General features: G+C 39.8%; 18 protein-coding genes and 1 pseudogene. 2 read left to right on the top strand and 17 right to left on the bottom strand.

The window, feature by feature from the left end:
- Window positions 1-35: 35 nt before the first annotated feature.
- The 11 genes and pseudogenes from rsiV to ACT89M_RS15585 all read right to left on the bottom strand — a co-directional run bounded on the left by rsiV (window position 36) and on the right by ACT89M_RS15585 (window position 8186).
- Window positions 36-920 (bottom strand): anti-sigma-V factor RsiV, encoded by an 885-nt coding sequence (gene rsiV, locus ACT89M_RS15635; protein WP_154891861.1) that lies wholly within the window; start codon window positions 918-920, stop codon window positions 36-38.
- Entirely contained in the window at window positions 913-1431 is a 519-nt protein-coding gene (gene sigV / locus ACT89M_RS15630) for an RNA polymerase sigma factor SigV (protein ID WP_154891862.1), read from the bottom strand. The genes rsiV and sigV overlap by 8 nt, the downstream gene beginning before the upstream one ends.
- Before the next feature lie 723 nt (window positions 1432-2154).
- The gene (locus ACT89M_RS15625; RefSeq protein ID WP_154891863.1) at window positions 2155-2592 is read right to left on the bottom strand and encodes a protein-tyrosine phosphatase family protein; all 438 of its coding nucleotides are present in this window, start codon (window positions 2590-2592) and stop codon (window positions 2155-2157) included.
- A 1-nt stretch (window position 2593) separates the two neighbouring features.
- Entirely contained in the window at window positions 2594-3019 is a 426-nt protein-coding gene (gene arsC, locus ACT89M_RS15620) for an arsenate reductase (thioredoxin) (protein WP_024634603.1), read from the bottom strand.
- 2 nt (window positions 3020-3021) lie between these two features.
- On the bottom strand, window positions 3022-4458 hold the full coding sequence (locus ACT89M_RS15615) for an arsenic transporter (protein WP_154891864.1): 1437 nt from the start codon (window positions 4456-4458) through the stop codon (window positions 3022-3024).
- Window positions 4455-4784, bottom strand: a complete 330-nt coding sequence (locus ACT89M_RS15610) for an ArsR/SmtB family transcription factor (protein ID WP_154891865.1) — start codon at window positions 4782-4784, stop codon at window positions 4455-4457. The genes ACT89M_RS15615 and ACT89M_RS15610 overlap by 4 nt, the downstream gene beginning before the upstream one ends.
- A gap of 93 nt (window positions 4785-4877) precedes the next feature.
- Window positions 4878-5144 (bottom strand): hypothetical protein, encoded by a 267-nt coding sequence (locus ACT89M_RS15605; RefSeq protein WP_308721729.1) that lies wholly within the window; start codon window positions 5142-5144, stop codon window positions 4878-4880.
- A gap of 28 nt (window positions 5145-5172) precedes the next feature.
- Window positions 5173-6057, bottom strand: a pseudogene (locus ACT89M_RS15600) (flavin-containing monooxygenase); the annotation flags it as partial.
- A gap of 21 nt (window positions 6058-6078) precedes the next feature.
- A complete protein-coding gene (locus ACT89M_RS15595) occupies window positions 6079-6201 on the bottom strand; it encodes an NAD(P)-binding protein (RefSeq protein ID WP_308722007.1) in 123 nt (40 codons plus the stop codon).
- Between the two features lie 75 nt (window positions 6202-6276).
- Window positions 6277-7689 (bottom strand): NAD(P)-binding domain-containing protein, encoded by a 1413-nt coding sequence (locus ACT89M_RS15590; protein WP_308721730.1) that lies wholly within the window; start codon window positions 7687-7689, stop codon window positions 6277-6279.
- Between the two features lie 68 nt (window positions 7690-7757).
- A complete protein-coding gene (locus ACT89M_RS15585) occupies window positions 7758-8186 on the bottom strand; it encodes a MarR family winged helix-turn-helix transcriptional regulator (protein WP_029881702.1) in 429 nt (142 codons plus the stop codon).
- A 146-nt stretch (window positions 8187-8332) separates the two neighbouring features.
- On the opposite strand from ACT89M_RS15585, the gene ACT89M_RS15580 reads away from it, so the two are divergent.
- The gene (locus ACT89M_RS15580; protein ID WP_308722008.1) at window positions 8333-8827 is read left to right on the top strand and encodes an arsinothricin resistance N-acetyltransferase ArsN1 family A; all 495 of its coding nucleotides are present in this window, start codon (window positions 8333-8335) and stop codon (window positions 8825-8827) included.
- A 487-nt stretch (window positions 8828-9314) separates the two neighbouring features.
- Here ACT89M_RS15580 and ACT89M_RS15575 read toward each other — a convergent pair whose 3' ends face one another.
- The 4 genes from ACT89M_RS15575 to ACT89M_RS15560 all read right to left on the bottom strand — a co-directional run bounded on the left by ACT89M_RS15575 (window position 9315) and on the right by ACT89M_RS15560 (window position 19932).
- Window positions 9315-9854, bottom strand: a complete 540-nt coding sequence (locus tag ACT89M_RS15575) for a hypothetical protein (RefSeq protein ID WP_154891867.1) — start codon at window positions 9852-9854, stop codon at window positions 9315-9317.
- A 6-nt stretch (window positions 9855-9860) separates the two neighbouring features.
- Window positions 9861-15944, bottom strand: a complete 6084-nt coding sequence (locus ACT89M_RS15570) for a polymorphic toxin-type HINT domain-containing protein (protein WP_487344739.1) — start codon at window positions 15942-15944, stop codon at window positions 9861-9863.
- A gap of 21 nt (window positions 15945-15965) precedes the next feature.
- Complete coding sequence (locus ACT89M_RS15565; protein WP_261769644.1) at window positions 15966-18416, bottom strand: chitobiase/beta-hexosaminidase C-terminal domain-containing protein; 2451 nt, start codon at window positions 18414-18416, stop codon at window positions 15966-15968.
- A 628-nt stretch (window positions 18417-19044) separates the two neighbouring features.
- Complete coding sequence (locus ACT89M_RS15560) at window positions 19045-19932, bottom strand: LysR family transcriptional regulator (RefSeq protein ID WP_154891869.1); 888 nt, start codon at window positions 19930-19932, stop codon at window positions 19045-19047.
- A gap of 115 nt (window positions 19933-20047) precedes the next feature.
- On the opposite strand from ACT89M_RS15560, the gene ACT89M_RS15555 reads away from it, so the two are divergent.
- Window positions 20048-21436: an MFS transporter gene (locus tag ACT89M_RS15555; protein WP_154891870.1), complete on the top strand. Its 1389-nt coding sequence runs from the start codon at window positions 20048-20050 to the stop codon at window positions 21434-21436.
- Window positions 21437-22406: 970 nt separating this feature from the next.
- Here ACT89M_RS15555 and ACT89M_RS15550 read toward each other — a convergent pair.
- Both ACT89M_RS15550 and ACT89M_RS15545 read right to left on the bottom strand, forming a co-directional pair.
- Window positions 22407-23225, bottom strand: coding sequence for a carbohydrate ABC transporter permease (locus tag ACT89M_RS15550; RefSeq protein ID WP_373323178.1), 819 nt, complete (start codon window positions 23223-23225; stop codon window positions 22407-22409).
- 31 nt (window positions 23226-23256) lie between these two features.
- Window positions 23257-24153 (bottom strand): carbohydrate ABC transporter permease, encoded by an 897-nt coding sequence (locus ACT89M_RS15545; protein ID WP_154891873.1) that lies wholly within the window; start codon window positions 24151-24153, stop codon window positions 23257-23259.
- Between the last annotated feature and the right edge of the window lie 36 nt (window positions 24154-24189).

Below are 24189 nucleotides of genomic sequence, written 5' to 3'. Positions count from 1 at the left end.
GCGCTAAGGAGCGATTGCGCGGTGCAAAACGGCTCTTATTGGACATACTTGTTGCTGACGAGCAAGTCCTGGATCGCCTCCGTCGGAATCGTAAACTCGACAACGCCCATGTAGCCAGGCGCTACGTCATATTCATTAAAGCTGATGACCAGCTTGCCGTCCTGATTAATATAGAAATTCTGGTCCTTCGCGATGCTGTGGAACAGATCATCCTCCGGCATATCCGCCTCGGTCCCCGGCTGCTGAACCCAGTAAACCTTGCTTGGGTCGTCCTTCATCTGCTGACGCATTTGCTCTTTAATATTGTCGCTGATCACTTGAATATAGCGGTCATCGCTGAAAAGGCTCGGCAGCATGATGACGATCTGGTTGACTTTATCGATCGTATCGTATTTGCGGGATTCGGCGGAGGATCCGGCTGATTCGACGACATAACGAGAGAGGGTCAGCAGCCGATCCGTATCGGTGACGACTTTATAGCCGCTTTCCAGCCCGAGATGCCCGCCCCCGCCTTTTTCCAGCTGGGACACTTCATCCTTGAAGCCCTCGTACAGCTTCTTGTTCTCCTCTAAATATTTGGTATTCAGGGACTGTTCCAGTTCAAGATTGCCGGTGCTGGCAATGCCGGGCGTTTTAAGATGCACATCGTTGTTTTCGTTCTGTTCGGCATATTCCCGAATGGTAATCACCTTGACAATCTGCCCGAGCACCGGCACTTCAGACAGCGCCTTGGCGAAGGTCGGGCTGGCGTTTACGCCGACAGACAGCAGGATGCAGGCAGCCGCAGCGCTTACGAGCCAGGGCATGGCCTTTATTTTTGTTCGCCGGGAGGCGATCGTTCTGTTCACCATCTCATTTAATTCATCGGGAATAGGAATGGACTCATACTCCTGCTTCATCCTATTCAGCTTGTCATCCATTATCCTCTCTCCTCTCTTGATCTTCCTCGCTCATGTTCACCCGAAGCTTCTGCAGTCCTTGATAGAGCCTTGTTTTCACGGTATTGAGATTCTCGTTAAACACTTCGGCAATTTCTTCGATCTTCATATCTTCAAAAAAGCGGAGGATAATCAAGATCCGGTATTTGTCCGGCAGCTCATCCAGTGATCTTGCCAGATCCAGATCGGCATAATGGTCTTGGCTGCTTGGTAGCACAACCTCCAGTTTTTCATCGTCCATGATTTGGACTTTTTTCTGTTTTCGTATGAAATCCAGGGACGTTGTCACAATGATCCGAAAAAACCAGCTATTTAATGAACCCGTATTCTTCAGGTTTTCGATGGACATGAACGCTTTGTGGATGGCATCCTGTACGATGTCGAGGGCATCCTCTTTGTTGCGGACATAGCTATAAGCCAGTCGATACGCCCTTTCCTGGTTTTCGGTGATGCATTGGATTAGAAGCTTCTCCAGCTTCCGGCTGACTTTCATGTAATCAGACACTCCTTTGGGCCCGCGCGGGTAACCATCAATTGCAATTGCCTTACGGAAGCAAGACGGGCGAGTTGTTCAAAAAGTTTGATTTGCAATAAAAAAATTCAACCGCTGTGATTTTATCTGCGATTTGGCCGGCCAATCAAGTGCGCAACAAATAAAAGACCCCTGCTTCACCGGGGTCCTGAGCTAATTTCTATTCACTTTCATATTTTCGGATATGTATTGCGGAAGGATGTCCGCCGAAGCCAAACGAACTTTTGTAGCAAAAAATAGTAACCCGTTGGGACTTAAATCATCAGCTCGTTTTTAGAAATATACTTTATTTCAACTAATACAATTTCTTCAGGCGATACCAAGTACAATCAATCATTATTCTAACCTAGATCACTGGTCCTTATCTACCCCATTAATAATAGCACATATCGCAACTTTCTGCCCGTTAGTATAATGAAGAAGCTGTAAACTACAATTAGATATATATCTAATCGATAATGGGAACATGTTCTTTTCCATTTCGGCAATCGGTACAAGTGCTTGTCCTTGGCTCGGGACAAGAACTTGTACCGATAAAATAAATAAGCCGCTAAAAATAGCGACTTCAATGGGAACATGTTCTTGTCTCTCGACAAAAAGCAGCCAATCACATTGATCAGCTGCTTTTCTTCTAATTTTATTGTGCTACCTTTTCCCGTTAGCTTAACGATTAAAAACCTTGTTTCAGAATAGTTTATTTAATAATTCCTTTTGAATTGGCTTAATATTAATGATACTTCTAATGCCTTTTGCCTTCAGTTCAGCATCCTCTATTGTATTGGCTAACCCTAGCTCTAACAGAGTGCCAGCTGCAACAGTCCCCGTTCTGCCCTTGCCTCCACCACAATGAAAGGCGACCTTCTTACCGGCATTATATGCTCCAACAACCTCATGAATGGCTTGTTTAAAAAGTTTGGCTTCATATTCTTTCGTATCGTCATCAAGCGGAACCTTTATCCACTTCACCTGATCTGTTGGATACGCGCACTCTGTTGCTTCTTCTCGAAGATCCACCACGACTTCTATACCTTCGTTAAGAACCATTGCCTTTACGTCAGCAGCTCCGCCCATAAAAACTCGTTCAGCGATAAGTGCATGGTATTTCTTTTCGGCGTAATCCATTTTACTTACCTTCTTTCAAGAATTGCTCGATACGAGCTTTAATTGAATCACGAACCTCAGCGAATGTAGCTGTGATTTCTTCCTCTGTACCTGTCGCCTTGGCTGGATCATCGAAGCCCCAGTGCCATCTTTCAGCTTTGTCATTACGTACAACGGGACAATTATCGTTAGCATGACCACAAAGCGTGATGATGTAGTCTGCTTGTTTTAAAATCTCAGGATCAATCACATCCGATGTATGATTCGAAATATCGATTCCAGCTTCTTTCATCGTTTGAACAGCACGAGGATTTAAGCCATGCGCCTCTAATCCAGCACTTCTCACCTCATATTTGTCACTACCAAGTGCCTTTAAAAATCCATCGGCGATTTGGCTTCTGCAAGAGTTTCCTGTACACAAAAAGTAAACAAGTGGTTTGTTGTTCATGATTATTGATCTCCTTTATCCTTGATATGGTTTACTTGTATTTTGGCTTCCCTCATTTTTGAATTAGCCAACGTTTTTATGACCATAGCAATAACAACCAATGCTACTGTGATTACGGCAATTATTAACCAAACGTTTATATTTGTTGAATGAATCAGGTATAGCCACAGATACAGTCCTGTTAACGTGATAAAGAGCGTTGGGATGGTGAGCACAATTCCAATTTTGAAATAACTTCTCCATGTGATTTTTACATCCTTACGGGACAGTACATGTATCCACAAAAGTGTGGCGAGCGATCCGATCGGTGTAATTTTGGGACCCAAGTCACTGCCGATAATATTGGCGTAAATCAGCGATTCCCGAATGACACCTTCCGTGCTGGTTCCGTCAATAGCAAGCGCATCAATCATCACCGTCGGCATATTGTTCATAACCGATGACAATACGGCAGCTAGAAAGCCCATGCCAAGTGTGGAGATGTAGAGTCCCTGGTCGGCAATAGCTTGAATTACCTTACCAAGTTCATCCGTCAATCCCACATTTCGCAGTCCATAAACGACGACGTACATACCAATAGAGAAAATCACGACTGCCCATGGAGCCCCTTTAATGAGCTTCCAGGTTTGAATAGCGTGACTCCGCCTTGCAGCTAAAATAAACAAGATGGCTATAACCCCAGCGATAACAGACACCGGAACTTGAATGAACTCGCTCATCAAGTACGCCACCAGTAGCACGGCTAAAATCACCCAAGATACGTTGAACAGTTTCTTGTCCTTGATCGCTTCAGCTGGTTTTTTGAGCTGACTGACTTCGTAGTTGCCTGGAATACTCTTTCTAAAGAACAAGAATAAGACCAGAAGACTCGCTAATATTGAAAAGAAATTCGGAACAATCATACGACTTGCATACTCCACAAAACCAATACCGAAGTAATCCGCAGAAACGATATTGACGAGGTTACTAACGACGAGCGGAAGTGAAGTTGTATCTGCAATAAAACCACTTGCGATGATAAAAGGTAAAATCATCTTTTGATCAAATTTGAGCGCTCGGACCATGGCAAGCACAATGGGTGTTAATATCAGTGCGGCACCGTCATTTGCAAAGAACGCTGCCACTGCTGCTCCAAGCAGCACCACATAAACGAACATCAGCTTGCCATTACCTCTTGCCAGCCTTGCCATGTGCAGTGCAGCCCATTCAAAAAATCCGATTTCATCTAAGATTAGCGAAATTAAGATAATAGCTACGAAAGCAAGCGTGGCGTTCCATACGATTCCTGTGACCGTACCTACATCGGATAGACTCACAACTCCAAAAAGAAGAGCAAGGACAGCTCCAGCTGACGCTGACCATCCAATATTAAGTCCCTTGGGTTGCCAGATCACAAAAGTCAGTGTAAGTAAAAAGATTAAAATCGCGATAATAGTCATGCTTCCTCCTGAGGACCGCAGCAGTTGTTCAATCCTGCTATTTTATCTTTCATGGATGGCAGATACGGATACACACACTGAACATATGCTTCTGCATCTGGATTAAGAGAGTAGTACACCCACTGCCCTCTTTTCTTTTCATTTAGTAGACCGGCTGCCTTTAGTTTTCGAAGATGCTGACTGGCGTTTGGTTGTGACATGCCAATAATGTCAGTGATATCACAGACACAAAGTTCCTGTTCCTGAAGTAATGCAACGATGGTCAACCGCGTTTTATCAGCTAATAACTTATACGCCTCAGCCATCTGCTGAATTCTTTGTTCCATATGTACACCTCCTGTGATTAGTCTTGTCGGCTTCATTTAATGATATAATCATATAATGAATTACTTATATAAGCAATGACGAATATAAAGGGTTTAAATACACCAAAAAAGTCGGCGAAAAAGATTGCCGACTTTACTCTGAACTAAAAATTCACATGTTGACTTCATAAAATATTGACCGTCTTTCATTTTAACTATATCTTTCGTTTGATACTCAATGGCTCCACCTTGATCTAATAATTCATCATGCTGATATCTCACTACATGCCATTGTTTTAAGATTGCCTCATTAAGTTGTGCTGCTGTATACAAAAGTGCGCCCTTCATTATAGTCACCTCGAGAATATTTATAATCACCAATTATAATATCCTCCTGAGATCCGATAACTCACAATCTTTTCCCAAGCGATTGTACTGCTTTTTTCGCATCTTTCGCTGAGCCTCGAATCGTCGCTGAAGCAAATGAAGTCTGCCACGGTATACCTACAAAATGAATATTTTCATCGGTTTGTTTTAAAGGTACACCTGACGAATCAAGAACATTCAAACCACTAAGATATTCGAAATTAGGAATATACCCTGTGGCAAAAATAACGGTATCCACATTTTCAAGAGTCTCATCTGCCCACACTATCCCATTTTCCGTAAAAGCTTTAAACATCAGTTTGGCATCAGGCTTACCTTGATCAATAGCATTTTTATATATACCAGTATCAAGGAAACCATCACTGCTTTGTTGCAATAACCGTTTACCCCAATTGGATTGATCAAGCCTAAGTATGGTTAGCCAAAAGTGAATATCTTTCCCTGCAATGACCTGCGGCTTGAATTTGATCGGGCTTCTGGATGCAATCGTTACATGTGCGGTCCTAGCAAGTTCAACCGCTATTTGGATCGCCGAATTGCCTCCTCCCACAACAATGATCCGTTTGTTTTTAAACTCTTTCTCATTTCGGTAGTCCTTGGCATGAAGTATCTCCCCCCTAAATTCATGCATGCCAGGAATGTCTGGAATATGAGGATTTACGAATGCCCCGCTTGCACAAATGATGGACCGTGTACGAAACTGTTCTCCCCTTGAGGTATGGACTATATAGATATTACTTTCCTTATCCACTTTGATTACTTCTCGCCCTGAGTGTATTGGGAAATTGTATGCAGCTGCATAAGACTTTAAGTATTGAACAACCTCATCTCTACGCGGATAAACATTTGCACCTCCTGGGAATGGGAGTCCTGGCAATGAGGAATACGGTGCAGGCGAGAACAAGGTTAAGCTATCGTAGTAATTTGCCTATGATCCTAAATACTCTTTACTTTTTTCAAGGATGATAAAGTTACGTTTAGCTTCCTGTAAGTAGTATGCTGCTGCCAGACCGGATTGACCAGCACCAATAACGATGCAATCATATATCATGTTTTTCAATGTTCTTCCTCCTTCTATAAAAAGCTACTACATCACCATTCGGATGCAGTAGCTCTGAATTCTTGATTATCCGCAGCAGGAATTTGATCCTGCCTTTTCCGTTTTTGCAGGAGAGGAACAATCCGAAGATGCTTCCTTCACTTGAACCGGTTCACAGCATCTTTCCGTGCTACTAGCACCAAGACTGCAAACACCCGTCTCCGGCAGTACCAGTTCTACTTTTTGTGCTGACTCCATATCTCCCACTAGAGCAGCTACAATGGATCTGACTTGCTCATATCCCGTTGCCATGAGGAAGGTTGGTGCTCTTCCATAACTTTTGGCACCTACGATATAAAAGTCCTTTTCTGGTTGACGGAGTTCTTTTTCTCCATGTGGTCGAACTGTTCCGCAGCTGTGGATGTTGGGATCAATTAATGGCGCAAGTTCATAAACACATTCTAAGCTTGGGTCCGTTAATACCCGTACTTCTCGAACCATCGATAAGTCAGGGCGAGAACCTGTGTTACCTACAATTTCATTGATGTGATCAATAACCACTTGTTCATCTTTAATGGTTCCGGAAACCTGAATCTGTTCACCTTGTTTTTGAAGTTTTTCAATATGAAATGCTGTCAGGACCTTTATTGCACCGGATTCAACCACCTTTTGGATACGAGCACCCAGTTCACCTCTGGCCTGAAGTCCATCCAGTTCTCGTCCTCCATAAACATCCTCAATATTTGCTTTGCGAATAGCCCAAACGATCTCAGTTCCCGGCTCCTCTTTTTGAAGCTGGGCAAGTTCAAGCAAAGTGTTGATTGCAGAATGTCCGCTTCCAACAACAAGCACCTTCTTGCCGCTATACCGATTTCTCTCTTTTGCTAATACCGCAGGAATACTATAAGAAATGTGACTTTTAAGCGCTTTTTCCTCTTCTGAAAATATACCGTCTGAACGAAGCGGGTTAGGATTGGACCATGTCCCCGTGGCATCGATAACAGCCCGCGCTTCATAGATAAACGAAGATCCGTTTTGTTCAACATGAATCACAAAAGGCAGTTTCTCACGCCCATTTGTTTTCACTTTACTCAACCCTTTACGACTGATCGCGGTAACTTTCGTATTCAAATGCACATTTGGACTTAATTCAGGCAGCGCAGCCAAAGGTTTTAGATAATGCTCAACAATCTCCTTACCCGTTGGGATCTTTTCGTTTTGTGGAGCAACCCAATTCGTCTTTAGCAGCAACTCTTTGGCAGCTTTATCGATGTTATACTGCCATGGCGAGAACAGTCGTACATGTTCCCATTTTCTAATGTTTGCCCCCACTTCATCTCCAGCTTCAAACAACATAAACGGCTCACCTTTTGAAATGAGTTGTGCTGCTGCCGCAAGACCAACCGGTCCAGCTCCAATGATCGCAACAGGTAAGTTGCCCTTCTCTTGCACTGGTGCTTCGCAGCAGCTCACTTGGTTTACAGGGATATGTTTAACCATCTTAGTTTCCTCCTCATAATTATTTGCATTTTGCAAGTATTTCATTAAATAAATGGGATAATTATTTATTATCCCAGTGGTGTACAGCAAACGCTGGATTTCGCCATACTTTCGTTTAGCAGTTTGACGGCGTTGATGACCATATCCCGTTCAAACTCAGACATATGCGAAAAGACTTCTTTTAAATAATCATTCATCTGCTCATCAATAACCGTAGCAACAAACTTACCTTGTGTAGTCAAAGATAGTATGTAAATCCTTCGATCTTCAGGTAAGGGCGTTTTTTGAACCAAACCTAACTTTACGAGACTTTGAACCTGGCGGCTAAACGTCGTGATGTCAATGGAGAGTGCATCTGCCACCTGCTGAATGGATGGATTATGCTTTCGATCAATTTCATAAATGATATGACTTTGAACAAGCGAAATATCAAGCCCTCCTGCGGTGCAGCAGTTTTTATCCAATAATCCAAAACGCCGTGTCATGATCTGAAACATCTCTCTTACGTTGTTTTCCAATTACCTCACCTCTTGTTATAGTTATACCTTTATTATTTGCAATGTGCAAATGTTATTTTCTATCCCCTTCCCATTTTTAATAACATTATGATATATAAACATATACAAACCAAAACGTAGGAGCGATCAACATGATAATTCTGCGGCATGCTACCGAAGTGAATCTGGGAAGCATTCTAACTATCTATAACCAAGGTATTGAAGATCGTATTGCCACGCTAGAAACAGATATAAAAGATGAAGCTTACATGTCTGAATGGTTTAACAAGCACCAGGGACGTTACTCGGTACTTATAGCCGAACAGAATGATCAAGTGGTCGGATGGGCTTCTATCAATTCGTATAGCTCAAGAAGCGCGTATGACGGTGTCGGTAACCTCTCCATTTATATTCATCGTGATCATCGTGGCAAAGGTGTCGGAAAACAGTTGCTTGAGAAATTAGAGGAAATCGGTAAGCAGAATAACTTTTATAAGTTTGTTCTTTTCACCTTTCCATTTAATACGCTAGGTCAGAGCTTATATCATAAAGCTGGATACCGGGAAGTAGGTGTTTTTAAGAATCAAGGTGTTTTAGAAGGGAGATTTGTAGATGTGATGGCAATGGAGAAAATTTTATAAGCTTCGCGAGCCGTATTTGATCTTATAATACTTAGGTTTTCGAATTACTTGAACACGATACATTAAACTATCCTGCCCGTTAGTTTAATGTATTGAAGGGCAAGACGCCGCTTAGATATACGACTAATCGGGAATCGGGAATCGGACTATGTTCTTGTCCTCAACAGCTAGTTTCAATCCGATTAAATACCTAACCACGCGTGTTTCTTCCCTCTTAATTTGTCAGTTGTCCATAACAATGTGAACATTTTCATGTATTGTGGTGCTAAAAAGGTTTTAAGTCCATTCGCGTATTGTTTAGATACGCATCTAATCGGCAATCGGTACAAGTTCTTGTCCTTAGCTTGGGACAAGAACTTGTACCGATAAAATAAAAAAATGCGAAATTAGCGACTTCAATGGGTATATGTTCTTGTCCCTCGACAAATTCCCACGATACTAAAAGAAAGACCTTGAAAGGATTTACGTCCCCAAGGTCTCTTAATATCTACCAGCTTGTTTTTTCGAGCAGTGATTGCAGTTGCACTATTCTTTGGCTCATACTTAGGAGAGGGTTTATTTGGGATAGGTCAGTAATAAAATTTTCCGTTTTATTAACTACTTCTTCGATAAACTTCTTCTTGTTGACTTTGATGTCTCTCCATTCGGGATAAACACGATTTTCTACAGGTTTGGTAATGACATAATCACTAATGAAGCTGTCCGACTGCACCACACTCACTAGTAAGTCATTATCTGCAGAGATAAATTCAAGCCATGTATTGTAAGTTTCCGTGTCCTTTATGGCTACATACTTATTAACACCTATCAACAGGCATACTTCTAATAGATTTGATAACCAAGTTGAAATAATGTCAAAACCCTCTTCACCCTCAGCCAGTTCCCTATTATGGTAATAACCATATTCTTCTGAGTGTAGGTTTAACTGAAAGAAGCCCTCAATACCTCCTTCCTTTTCAATTTGCTCTAAGTTCATTTTTTCCCAATAATCTACATCAACGATAATTCGGTATTTTATCTCAAACAAATTTGACTACCTCCCGAAATCAGCTGGAGTTAACTTATGTGAACCAAATGCTGTGTCAAAATTCCCATCCTTGAAGAAAAGTTGAATGGTATCGCCTTTATAAGAGTAATTATAGTAACCACTTGTGAATCCCTTACTAATTGCTTCATTTGCACCGTTTTGAACGCCTGTTATGATATCTTGCTTAGTCCAACTAGGGTTAAAGAATGAGTTTTTATTCAACTTTGACGCTAGTGCTTTATCCGAAAGATGTGGTACCTGATTCGCAAATTCGCTAGCAATATGTTTTCCAATGTGTTGAATATTGTTGCTACTTAAAGTAAAACCACAATCAATATTGTGAACCCAAACACCTAAACTACTTACAAAATACGTATGGAAATCGGCAACAGTAAAGTTGTATACCTTTACTGTTTCATCGTGATGAACTATTACGATATTGTCAATCTTTAAATGATTTCCGTTACTTTGAACTAGTTCATCGCTCACCGTCAAGTCAACAGCAAGTACCCATCCCTTGCCATCTACCCAAAATGGATGATTGTCAGTCGTCTCAATAATTTGATTACCCACTGACAACTTATAAGTTGTATCCTTTTCATTTCGATGAAGTTGAACTACTTCCTTATAAGCCTGTTCACCTGTCTCTTCATTCTTAGCGAGAACCTTATCTCCGACTTCAATGTCTTCGATATTTTTCTCCCCTTCGTCTGTTTGAACCTTAGTTCCTGCTGTAAAGCAATTACACGCTTTGCTGATGGCGTTATCTATGAATTTCCCGCCTTTTTTAGACAGTTTGGCTGTAGCCTTACCATAAGGATTCAGTTCCATGACTAAATAACCTGCTTGAATAAATTGTTGTACAGACCAGGGGTTTTCCATAGACACTCTGTAATATTCATTTAATGAGCTGAGGGTTCCCATCGTCCAATAGTCAATCGCTCCAGACCAAGTGGAATTTGCTTGCTTGAATGAATTCCACTCCTTTTGCCAGAACCCAAAATCATCGCCACCACCTCCGCCTGAACCCCACTCTTGTCTATGCCCGCTTGGATCCACATACTTCAAAGGATTATTGCTTACGTATGAATACAAATTTAAAGTCAACGGGTCGTTCAATTCGCCTTCATACGTATCCTCAGTAATAAATCGTTTTTCATGGGGATCATAATATCGAGCTCTTAAATAATAATAACCCGTTTCTTCATCGTACATTTCTCCCGCGTACTTAAATGAATTCTCGAACGCTTCTTGTTCTGAAACTAAATTGCCCCAAATGTCATAGTCATACGAATTCAGCTTGTTTCCAGCCGAATCTTTAATCTCGACGACATCCCCATGATCGTTGTAGTAATAATAGCCACCTTGCGAACCATTAACACGGAATAGTAATGTGTTTCCCCAGATATTTCTCGCCTTAGTGTTTCCCTGACCATCTAGTTCCTCAATAATTTGGTCATTCAAGTAAATATACTGAGTCTTCTTGTCTTCAACAGTTTTAGTTGCACGGAGTCCATCCCCATAATAGGTATATCGTGTCGAGGTTTCAACATCTTGCTCATTCGTAGTAATTACCTTAGCCAGTTGATTCAGCCCATCATACTGTAAGTCAGTGCTTCCTTCTTTGAAGATGACTGGATTATCCTCTTCAGTGGATGCTATGTTTCCTTTAACATCATACCTGTAGGTTTTACTTCCTAGATTGCTCTTTTCCATTTGTATACGATTCAGTTGATCATATTGAAATGAAGTAATTTTAGAATTTGTTAGTTTCTGAGTTACATTACTGAATCCGTCATAGTTAATTTGCTGATTATAACCGTCAAACTGATTTGAAACTACTTCATCAAATGCATTAAGTGTTAAGGATTGCTTTTGTTGATTCGGAAACTCGGTCGTTAAACGACTGGAATCCTCACCAATGGTATAGTTTATCTTTACCGTACCCATATCTGGATAAGAGACAGAAGAGATCCGATTTAAAGAATCATATCCATACTGGACACTCTTACCATCTGGATAAGCTAGTCTTTCTATTTGATCGGATTGGTTATAAGTTAAATGATACTTATGGCCTCCGACCGTTTGAGAGCTTAAACGATTCCATGTATCATAGGAATATTGAATAGCCTCGTTTTCGCTACTTGATTTCAGCGAGGTGAGCATGAGATTGTTCGCATCATACGTTTTATTAACACTATAAATCGTGTGATCTTGTGCATCTCTAATATCAATTAATTCCGGCTGATCATATCCGTTATAATGGAAAGAATGCGTCTCATTGAGTTCATTTTTATAATTAGCAAGTAACCCAATAGGTGTATATTCATAGTGTTTTTCTCTAATTGTATCTTTTAGATCGGGTGTATCACTTTTTTGTACTTTTTTTGATGATAACTGCCAGCCGGATTCATTATAAGTACTTTCTTGTTGTAATTCACCATTTATGAATTGTTTTGTAAGTAAGCCACTCACGTCATACGTGTACGTATAATTTGTTCCCTCAGCATCCTTCATAGCTACCAGATTGCCACTTGGCTCGTAGCTGTAGTATGTGATCTGCTGTCCATCATCCATATTTACAATTTTTTTCGTGTTTTGATCTAGCGAGTTAAACGTAAATAAGGTTTCTCTATTCTTAGTTGCACTTTTTTCTTGAACCCTTGTTGGTTGTCCGGATAGAGTATCGAGTTTAGCCTCTACCTTACCATTTGGATGCACAATTTTAACTGAATTTTTTGGGAGGATTGTTGAAGCTTCCTTTACGGTATTACCATAAGAATAGCTTGTAATATTTCCTTCAGGATCAATTTCTTTAGCAAGATCACCATTAGAACCATAGTTATATATGGTTTTCTGTTTCTCATCTCCATAAGGTAAAGTAGAAGTTAATAAAACGCCACTATTATTAAAGATATTCTCTACCAATGTTCTTGTGCTTCCATTGGAGACAGCTGTCTGAGTTTCAACTTCTCCAAAAGGAGTATAAGCTGTTACAGTACTAATCCCGCTCGGCTCTGTTGCAGTAATCTCTCGGTTACCGTTGTTATATGAGTACGTATAATCCAAGGCCTTACTCCCGTCGGCTGGTAAATACTTTTCTCCAATAACTCGGTTTTGAATATCGTAACTAAACTGGACTTTACTGCTATCAGGATATGTCATAGATGTTTGTCGCCCGTAGGCATCATACGTATACAAGTAACTGATCGGTTCTGGTGATGATCCATCTTTTAAAGTTAAATATGCAGTTTGCTTCGTTACATGTAAGCCACTATCATCATAAACAAGGTACTGATTACTTTCTCGGTATTTTCCATATCCATCCCCTGAACTTGATTGTTTGATGTGCGTGGGTTGGTGAACAGCATTGTAGTCGAGATATTCTGTAACGAGTGTATCTGTCGAACTTTTTCCTTGATTAGAATAAACTTTAATCTCGGTGCTTTTATAAACGGTACCATCTGCGTTGTAATCAAAAGACTGTCTTGTTGAACTGTCTGTGTCTGCAGCCGTCTTCTCCGAATAGCTCACCTGATGGAATGGGCCATTATATAAGTAAGACGTTACATTACCTAAGAGATCAACGACCCTCTTGGGATAGCCGTAACTGTCATATTGGAATGATTGCATAGCTGCATAATTTTTTATAACTGACGTGTTATCTCCCCAATAGAGCTCCTTTTTCACATTATCAGGGCGTGGATCTGCAGACAATCCATCGGTAAACATTTTAACCAGGGATGGATTGAATCCGTCTTTGTAAAATGTCGATGTTACTTCTGTATTTGCAAAGTCAGTATCAGCGTTACCAAAAGAGTGTGTTAGTGCGTTTTGTATATTTGAGTATTCCGTCGTGGTATAAGTTTCTTTTAATGTTCCATAAGTGTTCGGAGTATAACGTTTTGTCGTAGTTGATACATAGTCACCATAATTGTAGCTTGTTTTTGTGGTGATGTTGTCCCCAGTCCGAAAAGAACTATTTGAAAGTCTGAAGTAAGCAAGCTCCTCATCCATTCTCGAAACATTCCATACTTCTTGAGCATCCTTCGTGTTCCCTTTTATCGTTTTTTGAAGGAATTTCAAGCTATCTTTGTTGTCTGTAAAGGTGTAATAAACCGAGCTGACTGGATGATAACCAATGTAAGTCAATACATTGGCATCAAGATAGTTGCGAATCGTTCCGCGAAGTTCTGCTTGATCACTCCATTTTTCTTGAAGGGACCAAGATTTATCATAGGAAGAATATCTGTAATGCGTTCTAAACCCTTGATCATTTTCAACTTGTTTTAAAAGAAGGTATTCAATTTCACCGTATGTTGCTCGATCACGATTAAAGATTGGACTCGCTTCTGCTCCTTCTTGGTCAAGGATCGGTTTATAATTCTCGTCAAAGTTATAATAGTAATCATCTTCAAAATTGAAATCCGCATGGGAATTCACATCTGGTGAATAATAAGAATAAGATTCAATGGTACGATTATTGAGTGTATCTTTCACTGCGTTCAGTTGATAATATGAAGCCGGAACTTCTTGCAATTCATATTTGTCTACTTGATCTTGTACGGCTATCCTTAAAGAGGCGGTATGATCAATTAGGGTCGTATTGTACAACATCTTATACAATTGATCTCCGTTTGATGAGGCTACTGTATAACCTTCAATGACTCCGTTATTAGTTCTAATGTCGATGTGCTTACCAACCGAATCAATAATGTGAATACCATCGTTAGAATAATGATACGTAATTCGATCTCCAAATTGATTCTTTTTGTATAATATCTCACCTTCATCATTAAATGCGTACGTAACTTGATCGTTTATAGTTAATACATGATTTCCTTCATTATCTAATTGATAAACAACATTATCATATGGATAGTTTTCCGGACGCTTTTGCATATCTTCTGAACTCAAATTAAATTCATACGTGGTGCCATCTTCGAGCGAAAATCGACGAATGCCGTGATCGTAATTGTAACTCCTACTATACGAATCATAAGTTATACCTGGTTGAAAAGTAATTGGAATGGACTCAAATATATAACTTGTGTGCATGACAGGTAGAGCCAAACTCCAACCTGTCGCGATATAATAATCGGTGTTTGTCAATTGGTCAATTGCCTGACTTACTGTATTTCCCATGCAATCGGAAGCTGGAGAAGTGGTATCAAAATCGCTATTCCCTTGATCGCAAACTTGCGTCGCTTCATACGATGGGTTTGTCGTTTTTGCATTTATAGAATCATAGGTACGGATTAAGGAAAAATCCAAATTGGCTTTTCCTTTTAGGTATAAATCGACTTTGCTTTGCGTTGCAGTTTTATAAGTGGAGTTGACATCTGAGTTAGTATCACTTTGATACACAAACGAACTGTTACGATCTGTAAACGTAAATCGATCTGGTAACGAACCTAACGATTGCATCATAAATGATTGTGAATCCAGAGGTACGGAATCTTCAATGTCTTCTGTATCTTCAACATCTTTTGTATCTTCAACATCTTTTGTATCTTCAACATCTTTTGTATCTTCAACATCTTTTGTATCTTCGACGTCTTTTGTATCTTCGACGTCTTTTGCATCTTCAACGCCTTTTACATCTCCAGTATTATTTTGGTAGACTGAATTGGTTACTGTGGGGAAATCTACAGTAGGACTTTGAATCGAATTCCAATATGCTGTTGTTGCTTTCTCATTCTTTTCAAAATTATACACTTGCATGGATACTGGTGTGTACTTTAATAATAATTGTTTTTCGGGTTCAGATAATCCATTCATAATTTGAATAACTTTTTCTTTACTCAAATCTAATAGTACTACTAGTGAGTCGGTATCCAATAAAGAAATCACATCTGAATAGTAATAAGCAGCAACTAAAAGCATATCTTTTGAAAATAAAGACTCTATTTCTTTTAATTGTTGTTCATCAAATGTAGCAAAAGATGAGATACTCTTAAATGAGTTTTCCTGAACATTTTCTCCTTCCGTTCGATCAGCAAAAACTTTGATATCTGCAAATGGGTTCAACACTAAGCTGATTACTAACAAAAACGATAATATCGTTTGTAATCTATTTGTTTTTTTCAAATTCATTATCTCCTATTTAACCTATTTGTTATCAATAATCATACGGTCTTGTTTTATCATGTTCCCAAGGGCATCAAAAATATAGTCTATGATATAAAGCTTATCGTCTTTGGCAATTCTTTCAGAAATGATCCTATTAAATGCATCATATTCATATTTCTTTATCCCGATATCATAAGTGAAATTGTAGATTTGTGTGATCTGTCCATTTTTAATAACAGCAGCATTTATATCTGTCGAGCCAGAAATATGAATGGGCGTAGTATAAACTGTTCCATGGGTTAAGGTAGGTTTCGAACCATCACTGGTATACACGATCTTATCTGCTGTTGTGGAAAGTGTTAGGTTAAATGGTTTTTCGTACAGACCTGTTGGTTTATTGACTTTAATCAAATCTGGCAAAGTCCAACCATCCCGTTTTACTTGTGCATAAGCCCAAACATAAACTTCACCAAAACCTTGATTAAAACCATCATTTATAGCTTGATTAATATTGTCCCAAACACCTAAGTGCTCAACGTCGTTAACAAAACCTGCAAAATAATGAATGAGCTCAACGGGATATTTAAGATGGGATTGTACATATGTCAACGATTTGATGTGTTTGTCCTTTTGGTCATAGATCAGATAATCGTAATCTTCCAGCATGAAGAAATCTAGATTTGGATACTTCCACTGTTTATAAGGGAAATTAACGATACTCATCATTTGAGGTACTCTATCCCGGTCAACTACAGAAGGAGTAAAGAACAACACAGTAAATTTTGCATCGGGGTACACTTTTTTTACTGCGTCTCTGAGCATTAATGTAAACTCACCATTTTTATTCCTCAACCAATACAGCATATCCTCGTGACCTTTAATTGACTCCAAACTAGACTTAAACTCATACATTCGTTTACCTGTCTCTTTTTGGTAGAGATCTTTGGTGGCTTTATCATAAAATGTGGGTGGCTTATCCTTCAGACCTTCCATAAACCACCACCAAGGCTCCCCTTCCTGAATCATTGGCTCCATTCCATTTTTAACAGACATTCTTGCTAGCTCTAATACATATTTTTTATAAAATTTCTGTACGTCTGGGTTTGTAAAACTTAATAGATGAGGAACAGGTACCCACCCACTTGTAGCTGGTGTATTGTCCCATGTTCGTTGCCACCAGTCAGCAGGGGCATCAACACTTTCCATAGAGATAGAATTAATAAGCTTGAAATCATTCTCACTCAATCTCTTAATATAGTTGTCATACCACTGTTCAAATCCTGAATTGAATGGGTAATCTGTAATGACTTCCATTGCACCATTCGAATATTTTTTGTCGTAGTAATGTGATGCACCCACATACATGGTCACATAGCCGTTAAATCCTAACTTTTGATAATCTGATACGACTCGTTCGGGAGTCAAATTGTAAATGTCATCGTAATCATCAGTAATACGAAGAGCCTGTGCCGGTCTAGTTTTTGGCTCCGCGCCTAGATAATCATTTCCGGACACGTTCCAGTTTGTCATCTTAACCATGAACTTTTCAGAATCGTTTAAATATTCATTGGCTGCTGTACCATCGTATTGAGTTGGTACATAAGCCCACATGATTTTCTTAATATCATCAACAGGTATTTTTCTCCACTCTGGATTTTTAACCCATTCTTCAAGATATTCTTTTTTTCCATCTTTATCAGTTATGACTTTGTATTCTTTTTGATAAGGTTGCCATCCAGCATAAAGATTATTAAAATCAATCTTTATATTTCCTTGTGTACCAGTGGCTACACCAGCTGATCTTCCCGCCGGAAATATAATATTATTTTCATGCTCCCAATCATCTTGAGGTCGATTCGTGACATAATTCCACAACCGAGCATAGTAAATCTCACCAGCATTTGTTTCTATTGTTAACGCAGGTGCAAGGGTCGAATTCATGTCGGGTACGTTTCCGTATAAATTGTAAGTGTAACTTAAAGTGACGTCTGAAAAATTACTATCGGTTGGATACTTTAAATTTGGGTGACTATAGTGGTCTATAGATTCCCAACTCATCCCGCTAAGATCCGAAGGCTTACGAAAGTTCCCCATCGTTGTAACTGTATTACCATTTGTAATTGTTGATGCCATCATTGAAAATGAGAAGTTATTGGTTAAATATTTGGGTTGGAGTTTATAAACTTCATTATCATGAGTGGAAGATGTTTTAGAAGATACGGCCAGTTTTGACTGAAGGAGTGATTTATTTTTTGGGGCCTTTTGAGGTTCATAATCAGGGAATTCTTGCTTCCATTTTTTTAATTGAACTGCATATGAATCCGATATATCTTGAATCTCCGAATCATCATGGACTGTTTCTTTAGCCCTAAGGATCTCATTATTTTCCTTTAGATCTTGTATTTCTTGTTCATTTGAAACACTTTCCTCTGCAAAGCTCACATAGGAACCAATAAATACCAGTTGGAACTTAAAATAAAAGCCATACATAATGCTACTTTTTTCGAAATCACTTTCTCGCTCCCTTATAAGAAAATTTTAATATATAACAATTTACTATTATATTTATTTTTCAAAATTTTACAATGAAAATTTTAACTCTATACTAATGGTTTATTTTCTATTTAGTCAGAAATCAAGAACGTATGTATTTGATTACGGCTAAGCTCTACATGGAAGAAGTATTTCTGAATTCACCGGAATAATTTGATTATGCTACGGTACGTTAGCTTACTGGAACAAATTAAATATCACACTCGAAAGTCCCCACTATTCTAGGCTTCGTGCGAGTGGGAACTCACCTGGCCACTCGTCAAGAGTTCTTCGGCCAGAGAGAGGGGACAACTTCTGCCCTGTAGGCTGTTGGAACCTCCTCCTGTGATTATGTTTTAAGCTGCCCTTGGTACATTACCAGAGGCAGCTTATTTAATTGTAATCACTTTTTTCCAAAGACCCGATTGAATCACAGTTGCAAATTAGATTTTTTCTGAAGAAAATCCGTCAAAAAAGGGGCTTAATTAAGCCCCTTTTTTGACGGATAATTTATGAGGTCGATTCAAAACATGATTTTGCCCAAACATCTGAATCTCTCATTACCATTATATTAGTTGTCGGATAATTAAATTGTCTGTTTGGATATCGTCCCGAAATATTCTACAACTACCTCACGGAATTCTAGAGCAGCCCGCGAAATGTACCGATTCCTGTGCCATAACAAAGCGATCTCCCTTACCAACTCATGATTCTCTACTTTGAGATATTTGATATGTTCCCAAGAATGCCTTGCAGTACTTGGTATAAAGGCTATGCCAATCCCCGCTTCCACTAGAGAACTTAGCCTTGCAGGTTCATCGCCTTCGTACACATATGTAGGTATAAATCCAGCCGATTGGCATATCGAATCCACCAGGTCGCGAGTACCGTATCCTCTTTTTACACCAACAAAACATTCATCCCTTAGCTCAGTCAAAGATATGCTGCTTCGGTCAGCAAGCCAATGCTCTTTGGGAACAGCTACAAGAATCGGGTCGATGAACATGATTTGAGTTTCAATGTCTTCCCCTCGTATAGCTGGTGAGGACAAGCAAAAATCAACGTCTCCTCTATGAAGAAGCATAACCATTTCCTGCGTAGTGAGCATTTGCACATGAAATAAGATATCGGGTCTCTTGTTCCGAAACTCTCGAAGGATCTGAGGCAATGTACTTGCGGTGGTCACCGCCAATTCGAGTAGGCCATGTTCTGGGCTGGATAGATCACGAATCTCCTGCCTCCCCTGTTCCAATTCAAACAACGCTCTTTCTGCACGGTAATAGAATCTCTTTCCAAACTCATTCAGTCGTAGTTTCCTTCCTATTCGATCGAATAACGGGACTCCCAAATCTTCTTCCAAACGCCCAATCGTTTTGCTTAGTGATGATTGAGTGACATGCAGACTTCGTGCTGCTTCCGTCATATGTTCCACACGAGCTACTTCGAGAAAATATTTCAGTTGAAGAAGTTCCATTCTACACCCTCCACTCATTCCTTTGAGTCAATGAAATCATAACATAAAATGCATTGGAATATATAAATGATTTCAAGTACGATGATGACACTAACACACAGATCGGGGGATTGAAATGAGTTTTCGCAATAGGTGGTTGATGATCTCCGTTGGACTAGGAATTCTATTGAACCCATTAAATTCTTCAATGATTTCAGTTGCAATTCCAAGGCTTCAAAATGAGTTCCAACTCGATTTTACCGTGGTATCTTGGATTATTTTTTCTTTCTACATTGCGAGCGCTATCGCTCAACCTATCATGGGAAAAGCTAGCGATTTATTTGGTCGGAGGAGGATATTTCTTACGGGACTTGTTGTATCCTTCATTGCATCATTATTAGCTCCACTCTCCCCAAACTTCGGGTGGCTCATCGCATTGCGCATTGTGCAATCCATCGGAACAAGCATGATGGTTGCGGTTGGAATGGCTATTGTGCGAATACATATTACGGAGAAACAAGCGACTGCACTGTCATTTTTGAGTATTTTCCTATCCGGAGCGGCAGCGATTGGCCCCTTTATTGGCGGGGTCATCATTCACTGGTGGGGCTGGCCTGCTATCTTTTTGGTTAATATTCCGATCGTAGTGACAAGCTTTTTATTAGCTTGGAGGCATATTCCTAAGGATATTCCGTCGACGACATCCGCTGCCCGCAACATGTCCTTTCGCAAATGGTCTGATTTGATCGATGCGCCAGGAGTTCTCCTATTCACCGTGGGTCTGGTTGCTCTGCTCGTCGGATTATTGTCCATAAAATCGTCTGGTCAAATTACATTCAGCAGCGTTATTGTGGGGCTGATTGGCTTCGTTGGACTGGGAGCTTTCGTGCGACATGAGTTAAAAGCGAAGGCACCCTTTATTCCTTTACGTACATTCGTTAAATATCCTGCAATGACTTGGGTTAATGTCGAATTCTTGATCGTTAACTTGCTTTTTTACTCTCTCTTTTTCGGCCTTCCGTCCTACTTGCAAATCGTTCGTCATGTCAGCGAGTTCAATACAGGGATGCTGATGCTAAGCTTAGGCTTGTGCTCGCTCGTAACTTCTCCAATGGCAGGACGATGGATCGATAAATCAGGTCCCGGGCCAGCATTGCTTATGTCCGGAATGCTTATGACATGTGGGTCGTTGTGGATCGTAACATTGGATCAGAATTCACCAGTTATCAGTGTGTGTCTGGTTTTAGCTGCATTCGGTGTTAGTAACGGATTGAACAATGTCGCTATGCAAGCGGCCTTATTCAAAAGTTCTCCAAAAGAAATGATAGGTGTAGCATCTGGAATATTTAATACCTCAAGATACCTGGGAACCATTCTCTCTTCTATACTGATTAGCATTGTAATGGGAGATAGCTTCAGCTTTGAAGGATTTCGAGTACTTGGGATGATCCTCACATTAATTGCATTGACATTGGTATTTATAAATTGGCGGCGAAAGGAGACAGGGCAGTCTCATGGGTTCTAGTTATCTGACATATGCAAATAATCCTCACTGAACTGTGGGACTATTCTTCTTTATCAAAGCTCCTCCGTACGTGATCTTTGTTTTGTTTTTGTGATCAATCTTAAGATGTACATCTAATCGTTAATCGGACTATGTTCTTGTCCATTCCGGCAATCGGTACAAGTTCTTGTCCTTGGACATTTATCAACGTGTGACTGAACCTCGCCCTCTTCTTTCCATAGTTCTTTGAGCTCTTTTATGTATATAAAGTATTTAATATTAGCGATAGCCTAAGTATTCCGTGAACAACATTTTTTATAAATTACGTTATCTTATTCCTCTTTAAGCAAAGTTAATCTCACTCTTCGACTTATTTATTAAGCTATCTTGCCCTTATGATACGGTTCGGCTTATTATCTTTAGAGCGAAATCGAAGGCACACTGTACCCAATTAGGGTGCCTTCGATGTTCTTCCTGTCTCTCTTTGGGAAGTTGGATAAACGAACTCTAATCTATCAATCAGCCTTGTTGGGACACTCGTTCATTGTAAAGAACGTGCAAGTGCTGCAACAGAGCCGCGGAAATCTGGTCAGCCGTCAGCCGTCAGCCGTCCACAAAAGCGCTGTTACGAATGTATGCGATTTGGAACGTACAGCGATCTCCTATAATGTTCTTGTATGTTCTTGAGTGAAACACAAATAGCGTCTCTTCTTCGTCCTCTGACACCGGGAAGGAATTATGACCGGGAGCATATATTGATATACTTTCATCTGTCGAGAGAACCGCTGTTTGCGACTTGCGCCATGAGGTGGAATCAAAGGCGAAACTTTCCCATTCGGTACGGACCTGCCCTCTTTCCATCCAACGGCCTTGGAGCGGATTGACATTTTCATTCTCTAGCACGTCCTATGGTCGAACAACCCTTCATTCGTTTCTGTCTTGTGATGCTCGTTGTTGGATTTCCATCTTATTACCTGTTTCATAATATATACTACCCTTTAACAGCACCTGCAGTCATACCGTCTATGAAATATTTCTGAAAAGCAATGAATAGTATGAAAATCGGAATGATGGAGAAGAAAGAGCCCACGATCAATAGGTCATAGTTATTGCCATAAGGAGTTAACAACGTTTTCAAACCGATAGGAAGTGTATATTTACTCTGATCTCCGAGCACCATGAATGGCCACAACAGATTATTCCAGCTATTCATCCCATTCAAAATAGCCATTGCCGCAAAGGATGGCTTCATAATCGGCATAATTAGTCTGAAATAAATCGCATACTCGTTTGCGCCATCAACCCGCCCAGATTGAATAATCTCTTTGGGTATGCTTCTTAGATATTGCCTGAAGAAAAATATTGTCGCGGCATTAGCTATACCCGGTAGAATGATTGCTGAATAGCTATTCACCATTCCCAAATCATTAATTAGGCTGTACAAAGGAACCAGCAATATTTCGAAAGGCACCATCATAATGAGCAAAACACATATAAAGAGGAAGTTCTTACCTTTAAAATCATATGCAGCAAAACCATATCCAACAAATGCGCTTACAAAAAGTGTTAAAACCACTTGAACAATTGTTAGAATCATACTATTCCAAAACCACACAAAATAATCATGTTCTCCAGTAAACAGAAAAATAAAATTATCAAAACTCATGATTTCAAAATCCAAACTTAGGTTAAGACCATATCTAACTAATGATTCACCTGGTTTAAAGGAAGATAGGGCCACTGCGTAGAATGGGATCATAATTATAACGAATAGTATAATAAAGAAACAAATAATTACTATTCTAGAGATGAAATCACTCCTTGTCTGACTTCTGCCCACTTTAATCCTCCTCCTTTTTGAACATTCCACTAAATTTCAACTGCGTTAAATTGATAACCATAGCAATAACTAATAGAACGATACCAACCGCAGCTGCGTAACCCAGCTTATTCTGCTCAATCCCTTGTCTATACAGATATCCAACAATGGTTAGACCAATATTTTGGGGTGATTTGTTACCGTTAAACATCATCAGGCTCTCGGTAAACATGGCTAAACCAGCATAAACACTAATTGTGGTAACATATACCGTGGTCGGCTTCAATAATGGCATTGTGATCATTCTAAACTTCTGCCAAGCAGATGCCCCGTCAATTGAAGCAGCCTCATAATATTCATTGTCAATGCTTTTCAAACCGGATAGATAGTAAAGTATATTAACGCCCGTCCATCTCCAACATGCGAGGATTAACAGTGCTGCCATACTCCATGCTCCGTCTTTCAAAAATTTAATAGGCTCTACACCAAATAGACCCAGGAAACTGTTCATTAATGAACCTTCCATTTCACCGAATGTAAGACGGAAAATGGTCCCCGCAACTGCGACAGATGTCAAGGCAGGGAGAAAGAACGAAGATTTAAAAAACTCTCTTCCCACCATTAACTTACTGTTGATCATAACGGCGAATAACATGGGAAAGGGAATTAACAGCACTAAGGTTCCTAACATGTACACAACGCTATTTTTAATAGATATCAAAAACACTTTATCTGTAAGCAATTTCGAATAATTTGCTTCACCAATCCACTTAGGATCCTGCCCCAACATCCGATCTTGAAAACTCATTACGAATGAATTTACAAGCGGATATAACCAGAAGATCAAAAATATGAGTATAAATGGCAATACAAAAACATAAGGTGCAGCTTTTTGAGAGTATACAAATTTCTTTATCATATTCTCAATCTCCCTTGACTATGGTTAAACCTGCCG

The sequence above is a fragment of the Paenibacillus sp. NN59 genome (assembly GCF_057597225.1).
The sequence above is the reverse complement of the archived record's forward strand: the minus strand, read 5'-3'. Positions and strand labels throughout refer to the sequence as shown.